Origin of the sequence: Bradyrhizobium sp. SHOUNA76, assembly GCF_023006445.1 — a bacterium.
Lineage (GTDB): Bacteria > Pseudomonadota > Alphaproteobacteria > Rhizobiales > Xanthobacteraceae > Bradyrhizobium.
In genome coordinates this window covers 1-21,010 of sequence record NZ_JALBHA010000062.1, presented here as the reverse complement: position 1 = coordinate 21,010, position 21,010 = coordinate 1, and the positions used below count along the sequence as shown (strand labels likewise).

Annotated in this window: 14 protein-coding genes; 3 read left to right on the top strand and 11 right to left on the bottom strand. The window is 63.8% G+C overall.

Annotated elements, in window-relative coordinates:
• From MOV74_RS10645 to MOV74_RS10630, 4 genes are all read right to left on the bottom strand, one after another.
• Positions 1-437, bottom strand: a 437-nt coding sequence (locus tag MOV74_RS10645) for a tetratricopeptide repeat protein (RefSeq protein WP_246921212.1), incomplete at its 3' end; no start/stop codon positions are given.
• 123 nt (positions 438-560) lie between these two features.
• Positions 561-1,409, bottom strand: coding sequence for a right-handed parallel beta-helix repeat-containing protein (locus MOV74_RS10640; protein ID WP_246921209.1), 849 nt, complete (start codon positions 1,407-1,409; stop codon positions 561-563).
• Positions 1,410-1,472: 63 nt separating this feature from the next.
• A complete protein-coding gene (locus MOV74_RS10635; protein ID WP_246921207.1) occupies positions 1,473-2,219 on the bottom strand; it encodes a right-handed parallel beta-helix repeat-containing protein in 747 nt (248 codons plus the stop codon).
• A gap of 597 nt (positions 2,220-2,816) precedes the next feature.
• Positions 2,817-5,810, bottom strand: a complete 2,994-nt coding sequence (locus MOV74_RS10630) for a M10 family metallopeptidase C-terminal domain-containing protein (RefSeq protein ID WP_246921206.1) — start codon at positions 5,808-5,810, stop codon at positions 2,817-2,819.
• Positions 5,811-6,010: 200 nt separating this feature from the next.
• Here MOV74_RS10630 and MOV74_RS10625 point away from each other — a divergent pair, with 200 nt between their 5' ends.
• Positions 6,011-6,313, top strand: coding sequence for a hypothetical protein (locus tag MOV74_RS10625; RefSeq protein WP_246921204.1), 303 nt, complete (start codon positions 6,011-6,013; stop codon positions 6,311-6,313).
• Positions 6,314-6,431: 118 nt separating this feature from the next.
• Positions 6,432-7,625: a CaiB/BaiF CoA-transferase family protein gene (locus tag MOV74_RS10620; protein WP_246921202.1), complete on the top strand. Its 1,194-nt coding sequence runs from the start codon at positions 6,432-6,434 to the stop codon at positions 7,623-7,625.
• 76 nt (positions 7,626-7,701) lie between these two features.
• Here MOV74_RS10620 and MOV74_RS10615 read toward each other — a convergent pair whose 3' ends face one another.
• The 7 genes from MOV74_RS10615 to MOV74_RS10585 form a co-directional block, all read right to left on the bottom strand.
• Positions 7,702-8,580, bottom strand: coding sequence for an outer membrane protein (locus MOV74_RS10615; RefSeq protein WP_246921200.1), 879 nt, complete (start codon positions 8,578-8,580; stop codon positions 7,702-7,704).
• A gap of 158 nt (positions 8,581-8,738) precedes the next feature.
• A complete protein-coding gene (locus tag MOV74_RS10610) occupies positions 8,739-10,256 on the bottom strand; it encodes a tripartite tricarboxylate transporter permease (protein ID WP_246921197.1) in 1,518 nt (505 codons plus the stop codon).
• 12 nt (positions 10,257-10,268) lie between these two features.
• Positions 10,269-10,811: a tripartite tricarboxylate transporter TctB family protein gene (locus tag MOV74_RS10605; RefSeq protein WP_246921194.1), complete on the bottom strand. Its 543-nt coding sequence runs from the start codon at positions 10,809-10,811 to the stop codon at positions 10,269-10,271.
• A gap of 218 nt (positions 10,812-11,029) precedes the next feature.
• Entirely contained in the window at positions 11,030-12,004 is a 975-nt protein-coding gene (locus MOV74_RS10600) for a tripartite tricarboxylate transporter substrate binding protein (RefSeq protein ID WP_246921191.1), read from the bottom strand.
• A gap of 207 nt (positions 12,005-12,211) precedes the next feature.
• Positions 12,212-16,120 (bottom strand): S-layer family protein, encoded by a 3,909-nt coding sequence (locus MOV74_RS10595; RefSeq protein ID WP_246921188.1) that lies wholly within the window; start codon positions 16,118-16,120, stop codon positions 12,212-12,214.
• Positions 16,121-16,705: 585 nt separating this feature from the next.
• Positions 16,706-17,503, bottom strand: a complete 798-nt coding sequence (locus MOV74_RS10590; RefSeq protein ID WP_246921186.1) for an enoyl-CoA hydratase/isomerase family protein — start codon at positions 17,501-17,503, stop codon at positions 16,706-16,708.
• A 43-nt stretch (positions 17,504-17,546) separates the two neighbouring features.
• Positions 17,547-18,746, bottom strand: coding sequence for an alanine--glyoxylate aminotransferase family protein (locus MOV74_RS10585; protein ID WP_246921183.1), 1,200 nt, complete (start codon positions 18,744-18,746; stop codon positions 17,547-17,549).
• A gap of 205 nt (positions 18,747-18,951) precedes the next feature.
• On the opposite strand from MOV74_RS10585, the gene MOV74_RS10580 reads away from it, so the two are divergent.
• Positions 18,952-21,010: FAD-binding and (Fe-S)-binding domain-containing protein (locus MOV74_RS10580; RefSeq protein WP_246921180.1), on the top strand; the 2,059-nt coding region annotated here is incomplete at its 3' end.

Below are 21,010 nucleotides of genomic sequence, written 5' to 3'. Positions count from 1 at the left end.
GGCGCTGCGGCTGTGGACAGATTGAGCCATTTGGAGGCTTCGACGATGTCCTGCGGCACGCCCTGGCCGCGGTCGTACAGCAGGCCCAGCGAATACTGGGCGCGGCTGTCGCCCTGCTCTGCCGCCCGCCGGTACCACATCGCGGCTTCCGTGTAGTTCTGCGGCACGCCGCGACCGGTCTCGAACAGGAAACCAAGATAGGACTGTGCAGCCGCATTGCCCCGCTCGGCGAGCGGAATGAAGGTGCGGGACGCCGTCAAATAGTCCTGACGATGGAAAGCGGAGACGGCCTGACGGAACGATTGGGCTTGGGCCGGGACTGCCAAGACGAGCGTCAGCAGAATGGCGGCACAGCCCCATCCCGCCCGTCGCGAAAAACCGTGCGCTTGCGGCGCCGCACGGCAAAGCCCCGGATGCTGGCTGTCGAGCGTCTCCATGCCACCCCGCGCTCCCTGCATATGCGGCCAGACTAGTCTGCAGGCATCCCGAAATCCATAGTGGTGCCAAGCACAAAAAAAGCTCCGGGCGCATCGCGCCCGGAGCTCGTCGATTGCGCGGGCCTAGTGATATCCGCCAGCGGTAGCCGGCGTCGTGTCCGGGGCATTGCCGTTAATCTGGTTGTCCAGATAGGACAGCACGTTGCCAGTCGTGGCTGCGCCGAGATTGTTGACGATCACAGAGCGGCCGATCCGCACGCCAGCAGCGCCGCTGAGGGCGAGGCCCGTGCTCAAATTCTCCGAGATGTTGCTGTTGTTGACCTGGACGTTGGCCGATCCCAGCACGTTCACGCCGACGAAGTTGTTGTGAATGGCCGTGTTGTTGATCAGGACCCGGGAGCTGCCGCCGTTCGTGTTGATACTGATCCCGGCGCCAGCGGCAGCGGCGCCGTTGTGGGAGATCACGCTGTCGCGGATCATCAGCATCGAGTTGAAGTTCGACGGATTCGAGAAAATGCCGGTTCCCGACGCGCCGTTGAAGTCCCTGATGAAGCAATGCTCGATGACTACCGAGGCCGCCTGGAGGATGTTGACGCCCTTGACGCCGGTGCCGGCCCCCTCGATGTCGAGGCCGCGCAGCACGATGTGATCGGTCGCCGCGGCGTTGATGTTGACGCCGTTGGTGCCCGACGCGAGGATGCTGCCGACGACGCCTTCGCAATAAATCGTCATCGCCTTGGTGATGGTCACCGTGCCGTAGCCGGCGGAATCCAGGCAGTTGATCTCGCCGCCGGCGGCCGTCTTTGAAATCGCACCGGCGAAGGTCTTGCACGGAGCGGTGCGACTGCACGGATTGACGTCATCGCCGACGCCGGACACCCACGTTCTGGTCGCCTGGGCATGAGCCGGCTGCGACACAGCGAATGGCAAGAGGAATCCCGCTACAAGGGCCCATAGAGCAATACGACGCATGTTGAACCTCCAAAATGGAATGGAAAATTTGACGTTGTTGCCAGTTCGGAAACTTCTGAGGACTTAGTGATACCCACCAGCGGTGGCCGGCGTTGTGTCCGGGGCATTGCCGTTGATCTGGTTATCCAGATACGACAGCACGTTGCCGGAGGTCGCCGCGCCGAGATTGTTGACGATCACAGAGCGGCCGATCCGCACGCCAGCAGCGCCGCTGAGGGCGAGGCCCGTACCGATATTCTCCGAGATGTTGGTATTGTTGACCTGGACGTTGGCCGATCCCTGCACGCTCACGCCGACGAAGTTCTTGTGGATGGCCGTGTTGTTGATCAGGCTCCGCGAACTGCCGCCGTTCGTATTGATGCTGATCCCGGCGCCGTCGGCCGCGGTGCCGTTGTGCGAGATCACGCTGTCGCGGATCATGAGCATCGAGTTGAAGTTCGACGGATTGACGAAGACGCCGACGCCGCCCGCGCTGTTGAAGTTCCTGATGAAGCAATGCTCGATGACCACCGAGGCTGCCTGGAGGACGTTGACACCCTTAATGCCGGTTCCGGCCCCGTCGATATCGAGGCCGCGCAGCACGATGTGATCGGTCGCGGCTGCGTTGACGATGACGCCGGAGCTCCCCGCTGCGAGGATGCCGCCGACGACGCCTTCGCAATAGATCGAGATCGCCTTGGTGATGGTCACGACGCCGAAACCGCCGGAATCGAGACAATTGATCTCGCCGCCCGCGGCTGTCTTCGAGATCGCGCCGGGAAAGGTCTTGCATGGGGCGGTGCGACTGCACGGATTAGCATCATCGCCCACGCCGGACACCCACGTCCTGGTGGCCTGAGCATGCGCCGGTTGCGATGCGATCACCGGTACGAAAAATCCTATAGCCAGAGCCAAGAGTGCAATTCGACGCATTTCTCTTCCTCCCGAGGTTGAGCTGAGATCCCCAGCTTGTTGCCGTGCACAAATCTTCGCTGCCGCAGCCCGCAGCCCGCGCGGCCCTACGGCATCATTCTCCATATTTCGCTGAAACTTCCCCCGCCGCTTTCGGCGCTCGCAATACGGCCTTCGCGTTCGAATGATTGGGTACGCAATGTTACTGGGAAAAATGGAAGCAGGCTTCTTGGCACCTCGGATCACGCAACTGTTGCGCGACGAACCGCGGGCTTTCTAGTGGTCGCGCCGGATCAGGCAAGGTTCAACTCGACGTGTCTATTTTGTGAGGACTCTTACGTCAAGAACGTGCCCACGACGCCACGAACCTCGTCCATGACGGCCGCCGGTGACAGCCAGGGCCGAGGCTCGATCGCAAACACGTCGTGCATGTCACACGAGGGCTAGGTTACCAGCCAGCCATGACAGGAATGATTGCCCGTGCTGCGTCGATTCGACGCGACGAGACCCACACCGTCAGCTCAGCAGGAAGCCGGGCCCGTGCAGGTTGTGAAGAAAATCGGCCACGATGTCGAACGCAGCTGTGTCGTGGCTTCCAGTCAGTTGAGTCCACTGCTCCGACGCGGTCTGCACATTGGCTGGCGCGGGCATGGCGTCCGGTAGCTCGGACGAAGTCGTCAATGAGGTCCCGCCTTCGGTGAAGTTGAACGCAAAGCCATCGCCGGAGGTCCCGGACCCCGCCGAGGCGGGCGGCGCCGCGCCGATGGTGCCGTCGCCATTGAGGTCTTGATGGAGCGTCGGCTCGAGCGCTTTCAGAGACGCGTCGGACCCCAGCACTTCGGGGGCCGCGGCAAGCGTGGTCTGGAAGTTGCCGGTGCTGTCCGTGCTCCAGACAGAATAGTGCGCGTTCGCGGAGTTCTTCCAAACCACGTCGTAACCACCGCCCGACACCTGCTCGGCGGCAATGACCGACCACGTGCTGTAATTGGCCGCATTCACGACCGAGCCAGCGTATTTCAGGGTGGGACCGGCACCGGCCGCATCGTACAGATAGTAGTTGCTACCAAACAGGACTGTACGGGTCGCTCCGAACGCCTCGATCGTGACGCCGCTGACGGGGACGACGGGGAGGCCGATCGTGCCGTCGCCGTTGAGATCCTGATGCAGCGTCGGCTCCAGCCCTTTCAGAGACGCGTCGGTCCCCAGCATCTCGGAAGCCGAGCCGAGAGTCGTGATGAAGTTACCGGTACTGTCCGTGCTCCAGACCGAATAATGGGCGTTTGCCGAGTTCTTCCAGACCACGTCGTAACCACCGCCCGACACTTGCTCGGCGCCTATCACCGACCACGTGCTGTAATTGGCCGCATTCACGACCGAGCCAGCGTATTTCAAGGTGGGTCCAGTGCCGGTCGAGATGTTGTCGAGGTAGTAGTTGCTGCCGGACAGGACCACGCTGGTCGATCCCAGCGCTTCGATCGTGGTGCCGCCGCTGACGAGGGGGGCGACGGGGACGCCGGTCGTGCCGTCGCCGTTGATATCCTGGTGGAGCGTCGGCTCCAGCGCCTGCAGCGACGCATCGGTGCCCAGCACTTCGGGAGCCGCTGCGAGCGTGGTCAGGAAGTTGCCGTTGCTGTCCGTGCTCCAAACCGAATAGTGGGCGTTCGCCGAATTCTTCCAGACCACATCATAGCCGCCGCCCGTGACCTGTTCGGCGGCAATGACTGACCAGGTACCGTAATTGGCCGCGATTACCGGCGCGCCCGCATATTTCAGCGTAGGTCCGCTGCCGGTCGAAATATCGTCCAGATAATAGAAGCCACCCGACAGGGCCGCCGCGGTCGATCCGAACGCCTCGATCGTGACGCCGGCGATGGAGACGACGGGCAAGCCGATCGTGCCGTCGCCATTGAGATCCTGCTGTAGCGTCGGCTCGAGCCCTTTCAAAGCCGCGTCCGTCCCCAGCATCTCCGGAGCCGAGCCGAGAGTCGTGATGAAGTTGCCGGTACTGTCCGTGCTCCAGACCGAATAATGGGCATTTGCCGAGTTCTTCCAGACGACGTCGTAACCGCCGCCCGACACCTGCTCGGCGCCGATCACCGACCATGTGCTGTAATTGGCTGCGATCACCGCGGCGCCGGCGTATTTCAGCGTGGGTCCGCTGCCGGTCGAGATGTTGTTCAGGTAATAGTTGCCGTTCGTCAGAGCTACGCTGGTCGATCCGAGCGTCTCAATCGCGCTCGGCACGAGGCTGGAGGCGGCCACCGTGGCGCCCCCAAACTGGAAGTATTCGACGCCAGTGGCGGTATCGGTGCCGTCAGGAGAACCATTGCGCAGGTCGACCAGGGTGAAGGTCTGCGTCGTGGCGTTGTAGGAAATCGTGTAGTTGGCCCGGCTGCCCGAGTACACCGCGGTGTCGCTGCCGGCGCCGCCGATGATGGTGTCGTTGCCGCCGCCGCCGGTGATCGTATCATTGCCCGAGCCGCCGTTCAGTGTGTTGGCGATGGCGTTGCCGATGATGGTGTCGTTGCCGGACCCGCCTGTGGCGTTGTCGATGTAGGAGCGAGCGTCGCCGTTATAGAGATAGGCGTTGTAGACGTTGCCCGACGCGTAATGGCCGTCGCCGAGATAGGCCAGCTGCACGGAGGAGAATACCGACGAGGCACCGGGATTGAGGTCGATGCTCAGGTTCGTCGTGTAGTTCGAGAGGTCGTAGGTATCGACGCCGCCGCCGTCCCAGACGGTCTCGTAGATGCGGTTGGCCGAGCCCCCGGCGCCGCCGCCCGGCGCGAGCTGCCCGACGCCGTTGATGAACTCCTGTCCGGTGGTCGGATTCCAGGTGTAGACGGTGCCGCTGCTCTGGGTCGTGTAGTCCGCGCCGTACATCGTCTGGAGCGCGAGGATATCGTTGGCCATATAGGTCTGCGAATATCCGTACGCTTCGTTGGTGTAGCCGGTCGTGGTCGAACCGCCGACATAGCTGCGATAGCTCATGACAGTGTATTCGCTGTCGTCATGCGCGCTCGGCACCGCGACGTTTGCGGGGCCGCCGGCCTCCTGGCTGTGTTTGAGGCCGAGGGCGTGGCCGAGCTCGTGCAGCGCGGTGGTGAAGTAATAATTGCCGAGCTTGGCCAGCGAGAAATTGTATTGGGTGCCGAACCAGACGTCGCCGCCGGATGCATAATTGCCGGGATAGTAGGCGTAGGCGGTCGGATTGGCCGCCGGCGACTGCGCGATCATGATGTCGGCGCCGTTGGTGCCCGCGTACTGGATGTCGGCGTTGGTGTAACTGAGGATCAGCCCGATCGCGTAATTGATCGCCGCCTGGATCTGCGTGGGCACTGATGCAAAGCCCGACTTGGTCGGCTCGCTGCTGCCGCCGTAATAGGGATTGGCGTAGTCGCTGGCTGCGTCGGGAAAGCTATAGGTAATCGCGCCAGACCATTTGTAGCCCGATAGCAGGCCGTCGATCTCTGCGTTGTTGGTGGCACTGACATTAACAGCGGTAGCCAATGGACTCTCCAGAGCAACGCATCGCGTGCGATTCGGGACGGAAGCACATGATTCTAGCTTGAGAGTTAAACGTTTGGTTTAAATTGCGTCGCGACGTCCGCGCCCCTTCCATAAGACCGTGTTAGCCATCAAGTTCCGTAATCATACGGGGTCCGTAGAAGAGCTCTGTTCCCGCGGCACCTGTGATTTGCAGGGGTTTCATGAAACGAAGTTTACTCCTGGCCGGCCTGTTTGGCACCCTGACCGCGCTCGCCGGACGGGATCATCAACCCTTCGGAGGACTGCCTGTCATGGTGGAGAAGGCCAATGCGGACGAGGCCGGCAAGGCGGGGCGCGCGCCCTCCATGCCGATGGCCCGAGATCCTGCCGTTGCCGTGGCAGAGGAATACGAAGCCGCCCGCCGGAAGGGAACGCGGGAGGCCTTCGAGCTCTTCATCGCGCGTCACGGCGATGACCCCCTCGCCGAACAGGCGCGCGCGCAGTTGAAGCGCCTCTCGCGCTGATCTCTCAAGCACGCATCAGGCATGGCATTTCGGCACACGGCATCGGCGCCGGGCCGGGCTTGTCGCGTGATCTTTCAGCACTATGGTAGGCCCGCAATCTGTCCCGGAGCCATTCAAGATGCCTTTTCCGCATGCCTCGGAAGCCCTGTCGCGCTTCACCGTGCTCGATCTGACCCGCGTCCGCTCCGGGCCGACCTGCGTGCGGCAACTGGCGGATTGGGGCGCGAATGTCGTCAAGATCGATGCACTGACCGAGGACGCCGGCGGCGAGCAGCCGGGCGGCCCGCGCCGAGGTTCCGATTTCCAGAATTTGCATCGCAACAAGCGGGCCATGACGCTGAACCTGAAGGACGAGCGCGGGCTCGCCGTGTTCAAGCGCCTCGCCGCCAAGGCCGACGTCGTGGTCGAGAATTTCCGGCCCGACGTGAAGAAGAAGCTCGGCATCGACTACGAGAGTCTCGCCAAGATCAATCCGCGCATCGTCTATGGCAGCATCTCCGGCTTCGGCCAGGACGGGCCCTATCACAAGCGGCCCGGCTTCGATCAGATCGCGCAAGGCATGGGCGGGCTGATGTCGATCACCGGGGCGCCGGGCCAAGGCCCGATGCGGGTCGGCATTCCTGTGGCCGACCTCACAGCCGGCCTGTTCTGCGCCATGGGCATCCTGACCGCGCTGCTCGAACGCGAGGTCTCCGGCAAGGGGCAGTGGGTGCAGACCTCGCTGCTGCAGGCCCAGATCTTCATGCTCGACTTCCAGGCCGCGCGCTGGCTCATGGAGAAGGAGGTCGCCAAACAAGCCGGCAACAACCATCCGACCAGCATCCCGACCGGCGTGTTCAAGACCTCGGACGGCTACATCAACATCGCCACGACGGGCGGGCGGATCTGGGAGCGCTGCGCCCAGGCGATTGGCGCGCCGGAGCTGTATGCCCATCCCGACTATGCGACGGCCCCTGCCCGCTCCAAGAACCGTGACGCGCTCAACGCCGAGATCGAGAAGCGCACCGTGACGAAGTCGACCGCGACCTGGGTTCGCGAGCTCAACGAGGCCGGCGTGCCCTGCGGACCGATCTATGCGATCGACCAGATGTTCGAGGACGCGCAGGTCAAGCATCTTGGAATCGCGCAGGACGTGCCGAACGACGAAGGTCGCCATATCCGCCTGGTCGGCCAACCCGTGACGCTGTCACGCACGCCGAGCAGGATGGTGGCGCCGCCGCCGGAATTCGGCGAGCAGACCGACGAGGTGCTGAAGGAATTCGGCTTCGGTGCCGACGAGATCGCAAAGCTCCGCGACGCCAAGGTGGTGTGAGCCCCGCGCGCACCGTGCCCAACGACAAAGCCCGGCGCGAGCCGGGCTTTGCTTCTTGTTGACGCCTTTGTTGTTCTCAGTACTTCGCGACGATCGGGCCGTCGAACTGGTAGTTGAAGCCGACGCGCAGGATGTGGTCGGTGAAGTGCGACGAGACACTGGCGCTGATGGGAAGCGCCGGCGCCAGGGTGAACGTACCGGCGTTGTAGCGGCCGAGATCCATGTAGAGATATTCGAGCTTGGCGCTCCAGTTTCGGGTGATCTTGCCTTCGACGCCCACGCCGGCAGTCCAGCCCACGCGCGTGGTCGAGGTCGAGGCAATCGAGGCGATCGGAGCTCCGAGCGGAGGCGTACCAATGAAGCCGCCCATCGAGCCGGTGGTCTTGATCTCGCCGAAGGCCAGACCGCCGGTGCCGTAGAACAGCACCTTGGGTGTCGCGAGGATGCCGACGCGGCCGCGGACCGTACCGAACCACTGAAGGTGCTGATCGACCGTCAGCGTGGTGCCGGCCAAACCGCCAGCCGGAAGGAACGTCAAGCCGGGAAGACAGACGCCACCGGCGGGGAAAACGGTGCCGACGCAAGAATAGCCCCTGCTGCCCCGCTCGCCCGACCATTGCAGGTCACCCTCGATGCCGTAGACCCAGTTCGCGTTCTGCCAATTGTAACCAGCCTGGCCACCGGCGATGGCGCCGTTCATATCGAACGAGCCACTCGTGATGGATCCCGCCGGAGGCGCGATCGGAGCGCCCGTTGCCGAGCTGAAATAGTTGACGTCGGTACGCGAGCGGCCCCAGCTGTAGCCGGCATTGCCGCCGACGTACCAGCCCGTCCAACTCCAGACCGGATCAACGATCGGCGCCTTCACATAAGGCCTTGCCGCGATGTCGGCGGCCAGCGCGCCCGTCGCGAACAGCGACATCGCCGCCGCCATTCCAATCACAATCCGCTTCATGGAGAATCCCCCCTGCACAATTTCGTGATGAAAACATACGCCGAGGAGTGCAAAAGTGCTGTGCCGGGGTAGCAACAACCAGGAACAATCGACGCGTGTAACGTCTAGGACCAGGGCGACATCACCCCCTATGCTATTGAGGCTTAAAGGAACTTCTCCTAGTGCGGCGCAGCTTTGCTCCCCTGCGTCAATCCGCCACGGGTGAGCAAGCCGTCAATCACCGGCCAGAACAGCAGCACAATCGCCAATGTCGTGATCGACCCTACCAACCCGTTCGACCAGAACACCTTCAGGTTGCCGCCTGAGCCGATCATCGACAGGCGGAAGGCGTCCTCGGCCCGGTTGCCCAGCACGAGCGCGAGGGTGAACGGGGCCAAGGGAATGCCGATCTTCTTGAAGACGTAGCCGACCACGCCGAAGCCGAGCATCAGCCAGATGTCGAACATCGCGTTCTGGATCGCGTAGGCACCGATCGCGCAGGACACAACGATCATCGGCGCCACCGCGGCGAACGGCACGCGCAGGATCGAGGCGAAGATCGGCACCGTCGTCAGCACCAGAACGAGACCGACGACGTTGCCGAGATACATCGAGGCGATAAGGCCCCAGACGAAGTCCTTGTGCTCGACGAACAGCAGCGGCCCCGGATTGAGTCCCCACACCATCAGGCCGCCGAGCAGGATCGCCGCGGTGCCGGAGCCGGGGATGCCGAGCGCCAGCATCGGTAGCAATGCAGAGGTGCCGGAAGCATGCGCCGCAGTTTCCGGCGCGAACACGCCCTCGATGCGGCCCTTGCCGAAGCTCTCGGGATCCTTGGCGAAACGCTTGGCAAGATTGTAGCCCATGAAGGAGGCGGCGATCGCGCCGCCCGGGGTGATGCCGAGCCAGCAGCCGATGAAGGAGGAGCGCAGCAGCGTCACCCAGTATTTCGGCAGGTCCTTCCAGACGCCGAGCACGACCCGCAGCGAAATGCTTGCCGCATGCCCGCGCAGCGCCAGGCGCTCCTCCATCGTCAGCAGGATCTCGCTGATGCCGAACAGTCCGATGACGGCGACCAGGAAGTTGATTCCGCGGAGCAGCTCGGCAGAGCCGAAGGTCATGCGCAGATTGCCCGACACCGTATCCATGCCGATGCCGGCCAGCAGCAGCCCCAGCGACATCGAGATGACCGTCTTGTGCTTGGCCTCGCGCCCCAATCCGACGAAGGAGCAGAAGGTGAGCAGATAAACCGCGAAGAACTCGGGCGGGCCGAACTTCAATGCAAAGGACGAGATCATCGGCGCAAGGAACGTGATCAGGAGCACCGCGACCAGCGAGCCGATGAAGGAGGACGTGAACGCCGCGGTCAGCGCCTCCGCCGCCCTGCCCTGCTGCGCCATCGGATAGCCGTCGAATGTGGTCGCGACCGACCAGGCTTCGCCGGGGATATTGAACAGGATCGAGGTGATGGCACCGCCGAACAGCGCACCCCAATAGATGCAGGACAGCATCACGATGGCCGAGGTCGGATCCATCGTGAAGGTGAGCGGCAGCAGGATCGCAACGCCATTCGGACCGCCGAGGCCCGGCAGCACCCCGACGAAGATCCCGAGCACGAGCCCGACCATCATCAGGAGGACCGTCTTCCACGTCAGCAGAACGACAAAACCGTGAAGCAGGAGACCGAAAGCTTCCATCGCAAATTCCGCCTAGCGACCGAAGGCCGCTTCGAGCGGCCCTTTCGGCATGATGACGTCGAAGGCGATGTCGAAGGTGACGAACATGATCGCCGTGAACAGGAAGGCGGTGAGCAGCGACTTCCACAGCGCGATCTTGCCGACGAAGCGCATGAAGCCCGAGATCAGGAGGAAGCTCGCGACATAGAGGCCGAGGAACTGCATCACCAGGCAGAACAGCAGCGTCGGCACGAATACCGCCAGCACGCGGCGGGCCTGCGCGCGCGTGACGAAGGTTCCTGACGCGGTGCGACGCGCCATCAGGGCCACGATCAGGCCGTAGAGGCTGCCGCCGCCGAGGATGACCGAGAGATAGAACGGGAAATAACCGGGCTCGGGCCCGGTCGAATCCCAGGACGCGCCGGTGCGCCAATTGTCGTAGCCGAGCGTCACGGCCAGCGCGAGCAACAGGAGACAGACGACGATCTCGATCGTGCCGGAGGAGACGACGGAGGGCGAGTCGTCTTCAGGCGCGGTCGGATCGTCGACGACGATTTCTAGATCGGTTTGGGACATGAGCTCTGGTGCACAGCTGGGAATTATCAACCTCTCCCCGTTCTTGCGGGAAGAGGTTGAGGCCGCATCCGCGGCCGTTTTTGGAACGCCGAAGCCAAAGCTTCGGCGTTGACGAAGCGCCGGGTGAGGGGTTCTCTCCACAGCCTCGACTCGCGCAGAGAGCCCCTTTACCCCACCCTCTTCCCGTAAGAACGGGGCGAGGGAGAAGAGGCAGACGACTACTTCGCGACGAATCCGGCTTCCGTCATCAGCGACTTGTTCTGCGCATCATCCTCCTCGAGGAACTGCACCATGTCCTTGCCGGTGAGGAAGATCGGCTTCAGCGCCTGCTTCTCCATGTACTCCTTGTACTCCGCGGTCTGCGTCACCTTGTGGAAGAGATCGACATAGAACGCCTGCTGCTCGGCCGTGACCTTGCCGGGCAGGAACATCGCGCGCAGCATCAGATATTGCACGTCGACCCCCTCCTCCTTGCAGGTCGGGATGTCGGCCCAGGACTGCGTCTCCGTCACCTTGCTGGTGTAGGCGATGCGCTCCTTGTCGAACACGCAGAGCGGACGAACCTGGCCCGCGCGCCAGACTTCGAGATTTTCCGAGGGGTTGTTGACGTTGGCTTCGGTGTGGTTGCCGACCAGCTGGGTCGCGGCCTCGCCGCCGGACTTGTAGGGCAGATAGGAGAACTTGGCGCCGGTCTTCTGCTCGAGGAAGACTGTCAGCACGTGATCCTCGCGCTTGGAGCCGGTGCCGCCCATCTTGAACGGCGCGCTCGCGGCCTTCGCGGCCGCGACGAACTCCTTCACCGTCTTGGGGCCCGCGCTGTTGTCCCAGAGCACGAACTGGTCGAGCGCGACCACCGAAACCGGGGTCAGCTCACGCCAGTTGAACGGAATCTTCGCCGACAGCGGCAGCATGTAGATCAGCGAATAGGCGATCAGCACCTTGTTCGGATCGCCCTCGCTGGACTTCATGTACATCAGCGCTTCCGCACCCGAGGCGCCGCCCTTGAGCGAGACGACGATCGGCTGCTTCATCAGATTGTTCTTCTGGATCGCGGCCTGCATCATCCGCGCCATCTGGTCTGACGCGCCGCCAGCGCCCGCCGCCACCACGATCTCGACCGGCTTTGCCGGCTCCCAGCCCGCAACAGCCGGCGTGCCGCAAAGCGCGGCCGCAAGCGCCATTGCGGCCTTCATTCCATGTCCCACGTGCGTCTTCCCTATGTTCTTGTTTGGATTGGAAATTCAGAGATGAATTCGACGCCCATTGTGCTGGCGAATCCAGCCGAGTTCAAGCCGTCCGACGTCATCCCCGTTATGACTTTGGAATGAGATGACGCGACGCAAAAAAAGCGGGCTCCTTGCGGAGCCCGCGCCTTAGGCTTCGAACGCGGGTGCTGCAGCCTACACGACCAGTATGTCGTGCTGGTTCAGCAGCACGCCGCTCTGGACGCTGACCACGGCCACCGCCGCACCTTGCGTCCCGTCGGCGCTGTAATAGAGCGTCTGGTTGCCGGTGTCGAAATGGAACTGGGAGAATCCCGAGAACACATCGTCACCGGAGGTTTCGAACGTCACGTCCATCCCAGCCGTCAACCCGCCGCCGAAACCGCTCGCGGAGACCGCGATGTGGTCCTGCTCGGTGGTGTTGTTGAAATCGCCGATCGTGCCCGGACCGGACGGGTGGAGGAAGGCGAAGGTATCGTTGCCACCGCCGCCGGTCATGGCATTGCCGCTCGCGGCGGCGATCAGGACGTCGCTGCCGCCGCCCCCGCTCATCGTCTCGGTCCCGTTGACGGCGATCAGGATGTCATCACCACCGGTGCCGGTCAGCGCGCTCGCGCCGGCCGCGTTGTTGATGATTGTTGCCGTTGCCGCATTGGACGAGGTCGTCGTGCCGTCGGAGGTCGTGTAGCTGAACGAGCCGCCGAGCGTCGCATCATCGCCGAAGAAGACGTTGCCGAAGTTGACGGCACCGCCGCCGGAACTCGCCGTGATGCTGCCGAGCGACAGCTGGTCGATCGCGTCGGGGTCGGTGTCGTTCAAGGCCAGGGCCCAACTGGGGATCTCGACCGTCGCGTTGGCGCCGACATCGGTGATAACGGTCTCGCCGACCGCGGTCGGCGCGTCATTGGTGCCGATGATGGTGACGGTGACGTCCTGCGTGGTCGAGCCGCCGTTGTTGTCGGCGATCGTCACCAGATAGTCCTGGGTCAGGGTCTGCCCCTGCGCCAGGAACTGGATGTCGACGTTGTCGACCGTGAAATGCCAGGCGAGCGATCCGGCGCCACCGGCCTCGCTGACCGGATCGAGCGAGAAGGTGCCGACATAGTCGCTGCCGTTCGGCACGAAGCTCGCGCTGTGCGTATCACCAGGGTCGACGTCGGAGAACGACAGCGAGCCCGCCGTGGATTCGGTGGCAGGTCCGGTCGCCGGGCTGACGTTGACGGAATCGAGGATCATGCCGGTGCCGTCGGTTTCATAGGAAAACTGCAGCAGCGTCGACGACAGCGCGGCGTCACCGATGAGGTCGAAGGCATAGTGGTTGAGGCCGGCCGGCACGTTACCGAGCGCCAGGATCGTCACGCCGTCCCACGACACCGTGAACGGCGCATTGACGCTCTCGGCATCGCCGAAGACGTCGAAGCTGACGAAATAATGCTGGCCCGGTGTGGTCGCGATGTTCTGCGACAGCGTTTCCGGAACGCTCGTCGGCAACAGCTCGACCGAATAGTGGCCGAAGCTGCCCCCGAGTTCGAGCTGCGCGACGTGAATGTGGCCGCCGCCGCTCACCGTCCAATTGGCGAGATTGCCGGTCTCGAAATCGCCATTGAGGATCACCGGCGGGCCGGCATCCTCGGTGACCGCTCCACTGAGGTTGGCCGCCGTGACCTGCGGATTGTCGTTCGCGCCGGCAATATCGAAGGTGATGGTGGTCGAGGCCTGGTGGCCCTGTCCGTCATCGACCGTGAAGGTGAACTGGTCGGTGACGTTGTTGCCGGCAAGCAGCGCGTCGACCGAGGCATCCGCGACATAGCCGTAGGAGCCGTCGGCGTTGAGCACCAGCGTTCCATGCGCGCCGGCGACGGAATTGCCGACATTGGCGGCGCTGCCGTTGACCTCGGTAATGGTCCGCGGCGTGCTCTGGTCGACCGGCTGGGTGACGTCGAAGATGGCGCCGGTCGCGATTGCCGTGCCCGCATCCGGGCCCGCCGTATCGGATGCCGCGATTGTCAGCGGCGTCAGGACCAGCGGATCGGCCGCACCGTCGATGGTGACGGTGACGGTCTGGATCGAGTTGGTGAAGCCGTCCCAGACGTTGACGTCGTATTGCACCGTCAGCGTCTCGCCGACGCTGAGGAAGTCGAGATCGGCATCGGGAATGCTGAAGGTCCAGTCGATGCTGCCGGTTCCGGTGCCCGTGGAATCATGCAGCACCGTCGAGAGTGCCGACTGCAGATCCACCAGCGTCTGCGCCGGAGCGGCAAAACTGTTGGCCGACCACACCGCCGAATTCAGCACCACGCTGACCGAATGCACATCCGACAGATCGACGTCATTGAAGCTCAGCGTCCCCGTCGGCACCGGGCTCGTGGTGTCCGGCGACTGCGAACCGGTCACGCCCGGCTGCTCGGAGAGTGAAGCGGATTGCGGTCCGCTCGTCATCACCGGCGCGTCGTTGGCGCCGGTGATGACGACCGAGACGGTCTGCGTCGAACTGGTCGAGCCGTCCGCGACCTTGATGTTGTAGTTCACCGTCAGCGTCTCGTTGAATGCGAGATAGTCGAGATCCTGGTCGGGAATGGCAAAATTCCAGTCGATGCTGCCGCTGCCTGAGCCGGTGGAATCGTGCAGCACCGTGGTCAGCGCCGCGGCGAGATCGGCCTGTGTCGCCGCGGGCGGCGTCGGCCCCGAGCTGGAGTCCAGCGTCACGGTCACGGTGTGCGTGTCGCTGGTGTCCTGGTCGGTGAAGGCAAGCGAGCCGGCCGGGCTCGTCGGCGTCGTGTCGAGTGCGGATGAGCCCGTTGTGGCGTCCTGTTCGGCGACGGTGGATGATTCCGGGTCGCTCGTGATCACCACGGGTTGGTTGACGCCGAGGATGGTGATGGTGACGTCCTGGGTCGTGGAGCCGCCGTGACCGTCATCGACCGCGACGTGATAGACGAGCTTGAGCGTCTCGCCGCCGTTGAGGAAATTGGCCGAGGAGTTGGGAAGCGCGAAACTCCAGTCGACCTCCCCGATCAGATGGCCGGTCGAATCCTGGAGTGCGGTGCCGAACGCGGCCAGCAATTGCGCATTCGTCAGGGGTATCGAACCACCGCCCGAACGGGTCGCGGTGACCGTCGTCGAGACGGTATGCGCATCGGCGAGATCAATGTCGGTGAAGAGCAGGCTGTCGCTGGCATGGAGGTTGCCGGAAGAATCCAGATTTTGGTCCTCGACGAGAGCAGCGGACTCCGGGCACGACAGGAATATCGGCTTGTCGTTGGTGCCGACCACGGTCACCGTGACGGTCTGCGTCGAGATCCCGCCGGCATGGTCGTCGAGCTGCACCGTGTAGGTGATGTCGAGATGCTGGCCCGCCGCAAGATAGTCGAAGGCGAGATCGGGCGCGGAGAAGGTGGTGTTGATGGTGCCGGTCGAGGAGCCGGACGTCTTGACGACGTTATCGACGTGATAGAACGACATCAGCTCGGCAGTGCCGAACAGGCCCGGCAACAGGCCTGCGGTGGCACCGGAGGCGGACACGCCTGTAACCGTCGCGGTGTGCCCGGTGTTGGCGAGGTCATCATCGGTGAAGTTGAGCGCGACATGAACAGTATCGGGCGTGAGCGACAGCGTCTGGTTGGCCTGCTCGGTGACGGTCGCCGCCGTGGTCATGTTCATCACCGGCTTGTCGTCGGTGCCGGTGACCGTGATCTTGACGGTCTGGATCGCGAAGCCGCCGTGGTTGTCGAAGACCTTGACGTCATAGATCAGGACCAGCGTCTGGTTCTTGGCAAGGAAGTCGAAATCCTGGTCCTGGTCGCTGAAACTCCATTTGAGCTGGCCCGAGCCGTTTGAATCGCTCACGATTTGCGATTGCATCGCCGTCTGAAAATGCGCAAGCGAGGCCGCCGGAACGGTCGTTCCGCCCGACACCACCGCGGAATGCAGCGTCGCCGACGTCGTGTGGCTGTCGGTCCTGTCGCTGTCCCTGAAGCTCATCGTTCCCGACAGCGTGTGCAGCGTTGTTGAATCGTTGAGGTTGGAAAATTCGGTGAAGCTGCCCGTCGCGGAAGACGAGGTGAAAATCGGCGTGTGGTTGGTCATGAAAAAATCCCTGCCTGCGTTGTCATGAAATCGCCGCCGCACGAGAACGCGGCGACGTGACTAATCGGTCTGAGAAATCAGACTGGACTCAACGGACTTGCATCAAAGCTTTGGCTTAGGGTCTTGATCTAGGAGCTTGATCTAGGAACTTGGCTTGTTCGCGAGGCCGTACCTGGCGTTGGGATGGTCAGCAGCAATGAAATTCTGGCGCGGCTCGCGTCGTCGAAATTACGTCGCTATGTCTTCAGTTCAATGACATCAGGTTGCAGCACGGTCGGTCAGAACGCTTCACACAATTCACGTCGCTCAATTCGATCACACTTAAAATCGCTTGCTGGCCGGCCTCTCGGCACGAAGAATACGAGAAGGCATCATGCAACCTCTGCGATCTTATGCCTGAGCTCGCCGCGTCGTCAACGTGGACGTGTCACCGCAAACGCACACAATTGCGGTTCCGGACGGCGGAACCGTTTGAAAAATTGTAACAATTGTAATTTGCGCGGGATTGTCGCCGGCTGATCGTTCAGCCATCGCGTCCGCCCGTCGCGTCGCATCGAGCGTGGCGCAACCGGCGAAGGACGCGGGCTATTTGCCCTTCCAGTTCGGCGTGCGCTTGTTGAGGAAGGCGTCCATGCCCTCGCGGAAATCTTCGCTCATATAGGCCTTCAGGATCAGGTCCTCGCCCTCTTCACGCGACAGCGTGCGGCGGATGCGGCGCACCGCTTCCTTGGTCGCCTCCAGCGTCAGCGGCGCGTGGCTTGCGACGAGTTTTGCCGTCTCGTCGGCGCGGCGCTGCAGCGTCTCGACATCAGGGACGACCTCGTTGAGCAGGCCTAGCGCTAGCGCTTCCTGCGCCTCGACGAGGCGCGCCTTGAAGATCATATCCTTGGTGCGGGCGGGTCCGACCAGCGCGACGACGCGGCTGATGTTCGACATCGACAGGCAGTTGCCGAGCGTGCGCGCGATCGGAAAGCCCATCCGCGTCGTCTCGGTGCCGATGCGGAGGTCGCAGCAGGCTGCAATTCCGGCGCCGCCGCCAGTGCAGGCGCCGGCGATGGCGGCGATCACGGGTACGCGGCACTGCTCGAGCGTGCCGAGCACGCGGTCGATCCGGGCCTCGTAGTCGAGCGCGTCCTGCGCGGTCTTGAACGCACGGAACTGGGAAATGTCGGTGCCGGAGGCGAACGCCTTGTCGCCGGCCCCGGTCAGGATCAGCGCCCTGATCGAGCGATCGGCGTTGATCTCCAGACAGATCTCCGCCATGCGGTCATACATGGCGAAGGTCATTGCGTTGCGCGCCTGCGGGCGGTTGAAGGTGATCCGCGCGATGCCGTCCTGGACGGAGTAGAGCAGGTCTTCGTTAGCGGTCGTCGGTGCGTTCATCGCGCGCTCTCTTCTTCTCTCGGTCAGTCCAGGCTAGCCGGCTCTAGGCCACCTGAGCTTTGGTCATCGGCACCACATCGCGCCCCTTCAGGACGTCCATGGCCGCCAAGACGCCGCCGCTCCGGTGCGGAATTTTTGCCAGATCCAGACCCATCTCGACGCCGGCGAGCGTGCCCATCAGCATCAGATCGTTGAAATGCCCGATATGGCCGATGCGGAACACCTTGCCCTTGACCTTGTTCAGGCCGGTGCCGAGCGACATGTCGAAGGCTTCCAGCACCACCTTGCGGAAGGCGTCGGCGTCGTGTCCATCCGGCACGCGCACGCCGGTCAGCGCCGGCGAGTGCGCCGCCGGGTCGGCGCACTGCGTCTCCAGGCCCCAGACCTTGACCGCGGCGCGCGTCGCCGCGCTGTGGCGCTTGTGGCGGGTCCAGACGTTCTCCAGCCCCTCCTCTTCCAGCATCTTCACCGCTTCGCGCAGGCCGTAGAGCAGGTTGGTCGCGGGCGTATAGGGGAAGGTGCCGAGCTTGTTGAAGTTGATCACCTCCTGCCAGTCCCAATAGGAGCGCATGCCCGGATTGGCTTTCGCCACGGCCAGCGCCTTGTCCGAGACGGCGTTGAAGCCGAGGCCGGGCGGCAGCATCAGGCCCTTCTGCGAGCCCGCGACCGAAACGTCGATGCCCCAGGCGTCGTGCTCATATTCCATCGAGCCGAGGCCGGAGATGGTATCGACCATCAGCAGCGCCGGATGCTTGACGCGGTCGAGCAGCTTGCGCACCTCCAGCGGCGCCGTCACGCAGCCGGTCGAGGTCTCGTTGTGCACGACGCAGACCGCCTTGATCGCGTGCTGCTTGTCGGCGACAAGACGCTTCTCGATCTCGGCGAGGTCGGCGCCGTGGCGCCAGTCGCTCGGGATGAAGTCGACGTCGAGCTTGAACTTGTCGGCGATGCCGCGCCACAGCACGGCGAACTGGCCGGTCTCGCACATCAGGAGCTTGTCGCCGGGCGAGAACACGTTGACCATCGCCGCTTCCCAGGCGCCAGTGCCGGACGAGGGGAAGATGATCACGGGCTGCTTGGTGCGGAACACCCGCTGCATCGAGGCGAGAACCGCAAAACCGAGCTCGGCGAACTCCGGACCGCGATGGTCCAGCGTCGGCATGTCCATCGCCCGCAGCACCCGGTCGGGCACATTGGTCGGTCCTGGAATCTGTAGGAAATGCCTTCCAGTGTGCACGGTCATCGGCGTCCTTCCCGGTCTTTGAGGCTGTCTTGGCTCGAGCGTCCGAGGGCCCGCATTGGGGGCTCCGGCGAGCCGCTCGCATATCATTATTCCCCGGGCTTGTCCCTCGCCCGGCGGGGTCCGTCAATGCACAAGAAGCAGGGCTCGCTTGCCAAGGGCCGTGACGGGGGGCAAGACGGTGCCGGCGAACGGGCGAGAGCGGACCATGGCGGCGGAAGTGGGTGGAAAATCACCGGAATCGGTCCAAACGGACCGTCTGGCCGCACGTCTGGCCCGGGAAATCACCGGCGACGTCCTGTTCGACCCCTTCAGCCGCGGGCGCTACGCCACCGACGCCTCGTTCTACCAGATCATCCCATCAGGCGTGGTGGTCCCGAAGACCATGGACGAGGCCCTGCGGGCGCTGGCGATTGCCCGCGACGAGGGGCTGAAGGTCACCCCGCGCGGCGGCGGCACTTCGCAATGCGGTCAGACCGTCAATGACGGGCTCGTGGTCGATCTCTCGAAGCACCTCAACCGGATCCTGTCGCTCGACGTCGAGGGCCGCACCTGCGTGGTCGAGCCCGGCATCGTGCTCGACGACCTCAACCGCCAGCTCAGGAAGCACGGCCTGTGGTTTCCGGTCGACGTCTCCACGGCGTCGCGCGCCACCATCGGCGGCATGGCCGGCAACAATTCCTGCGGCGGCCGCAGCCTGCGCTACGGCACCATGCGCGACAATACGCTGTCGATGGAGGCCGCGCTCGCTGACGGCACGCTCAGCCGCTTCGGCGAGATCTCGCGCGATCTCTCCGATGTCGAGGCCAGCGACAGCGCAGGCGCCCTGTTCCGCGACATGCTCGATCTCGGAACCCGTGAGGCCGACGAGATCGCGGCGCGCTTTCCCAAAGTGCAGCGCCGCGTCGGCGGCTACAATCTCGATGCGCTGGTGCCGCGCAATGCGCGCAACAACATGGCGCATCTCCTGGTCGGCTCCGAGGGCACCCTCGCCTTCACCACCAAGGTCGAGCTGAAGCTGTGGCCCGTGATCCGCAACAAGGCCCTCGGCGTCTGCCATTTCGGCAGCTTCTACGAGGCGATGGATGCGGCCCAGCATCTGGTCAAGCTGAAACCGATTGCGGTCGAGCTGGTCGACCGCACCATGCTCGCGCTCGGCCGCGACATCGCGATGTTCCGCCCCATCATCTCTGCTGCGATCAAGGGCGATCCTGACGCCGTGCTGGTGGTCGAGTTCGCGGAGGAAGACCAAGCGGATAACCTCGTGCGCCTCAAGCAGCTCGGCGAGCTGATGGGTGATCTCGGCTTCGGCTGGACCAACGACACGCGCAAATGGGGCGGTGTGGTCGAGATCACGGAGCCGGCGCTGCAGAGCGGCATCGCCGATTTCCGCGCCGCCGGCCTCAACGTCATGATGTCGATGAAGCAGGAGGGCAAGCCGGTCTCCTTCGTCGAGGACTGCGCCGTGCCGCTGCCGCACCTCGCCGACTACACCGCGCGGCTGAACGAAGTCTTCGCCAGGCACGGCACCAGCGGCACGATGTATGCGCACGCCTCCGAGGGCTGCCTGCACGTACGCCCGGTGCTGAATTTGAAGCTGGAGAAAGACGTCAAGGCGATGCGCGCCATCGCCGAGGAAGCGTTTGCGCTGGTGCGCGAGTACAAGGGCTCGCATTCCGGCGAGCATGGCGACGGCCTGGTGCGCTCGGAATTCCACGAGACGATGTTCGGCGAACGTCTCGTCGCAGACTTCAGGGAGGTGAAGCAGCGTTTCGACCCGGAGGGCGTCCTCAATCCCGGCAAGATCGTCGATGCGCCCAGGATGGACGACCGCTCGCTGTTCCGCTTCAAGCCCGACTATCGCGTCGGCGAGCTCAAGACCAAGCTCGACTGGTCGGCCTGGCCCGGCGCCGGCGGCGGCTTCCAGGGCGCGGTCGAGATGTGCAACAACAACGGCGCCTGCCGCAAGCTCGAGGGCGGCGTGATGTGCCCGTCCTATCGTGCGACGCGCAACGAGAAGGATGTCACGCGGGGCCGGGCCAACACGCTGCGGCTCGCGATCTCCGGCCAGCTCGGCGAGGGCGCGCTTTCCTCCGACGAAATGATGGAGACGCTGAAACTCTGCGTCTCCTGCAAGGCCTGCCGCCATGAATGCCCGACCGGCGTCGACATGGCCAAGATGAAGATCGAGGTGCTCGCCGCGCGCGCCGCCAGCCACGGCTTGACGCTGCGCGACCGCCTGGTCGGCTATCTCCCGCGTTATGCCG

Bases quoted from the DNA above. Each gene is read 5' to 3' on its own strand.
- MOV74_RS10590 (WP_246921186.1), bottom strand. From the start codon at position 17,503: ATGAACGCACCGACGACCGCTAACGAAGACCTGCTCTACTCCGTCCAG.
- MOV74_RS10595 (WP_246921188.1), bottom strand. From the start codon at position 16,120: ATGACCAACCACACGCCGATTTTCACCTCGTCTTCCGCGACGGGCAGC.
- MOV74_RS10615 (WP_246921200.1), bottom strand. From the start codon at position 8,580: ATGAAGCGGATTGTGATTGGAATGGCGGCGGCGATGTCGCTGTTCGCG.
- MOV74_RS10600 (WP_246921191.1), bottom strand. From the start codon at position 12,004: ATGAAGGCCGCAATGGCGCTTGCGGCCGCGCTTTGCGGCACGCCGGCT.
- MOV74_RS10620 (WP_246921202.1), top strand. From the start codon at position 6,432: ATGCCTTTTCCGCATGCCTCGGAAGCCCTGTCGCGCTTCACCGTGCTC.
- MOV74_RS10605 (WP_246921194.1), bottom strand. From the start codon at position 10,811: ATGTCCCAAACCGATCTAGAAATCGTCGTCGACGATCCGACCGCGCCT.
- MOV74_RS10640 (WP_246921209.1), bottom strand. From the start codon at position 1,409: ATGCGTCGTATTGCTCTATGGGCCCTTGTAGCGGGATTCCTCTTGCCA.
- MOV74_RS10585 (WP_246921183.1), bottom strand. From the start codon at position 18,746: ATGACCGTGCACACTGGAAGGCATTTCCTACAGATTCCAGGACCGACC.
- MOV74_RS10610 (WP_246921197.1), bottom strand. From the start codon at position 10,256: ATGGAAGCTTTCGGTCTCCTGCTTCACGGTTTTGTCGTTCTGCTGACG.
- MOV74_RS10625 (WP_246921204.1), top strand. From the start codon at position 6,011: ATGAAACGAAGTTTACTCCTGGCCGGCCTGTTTGGCACCCTGACCGCG.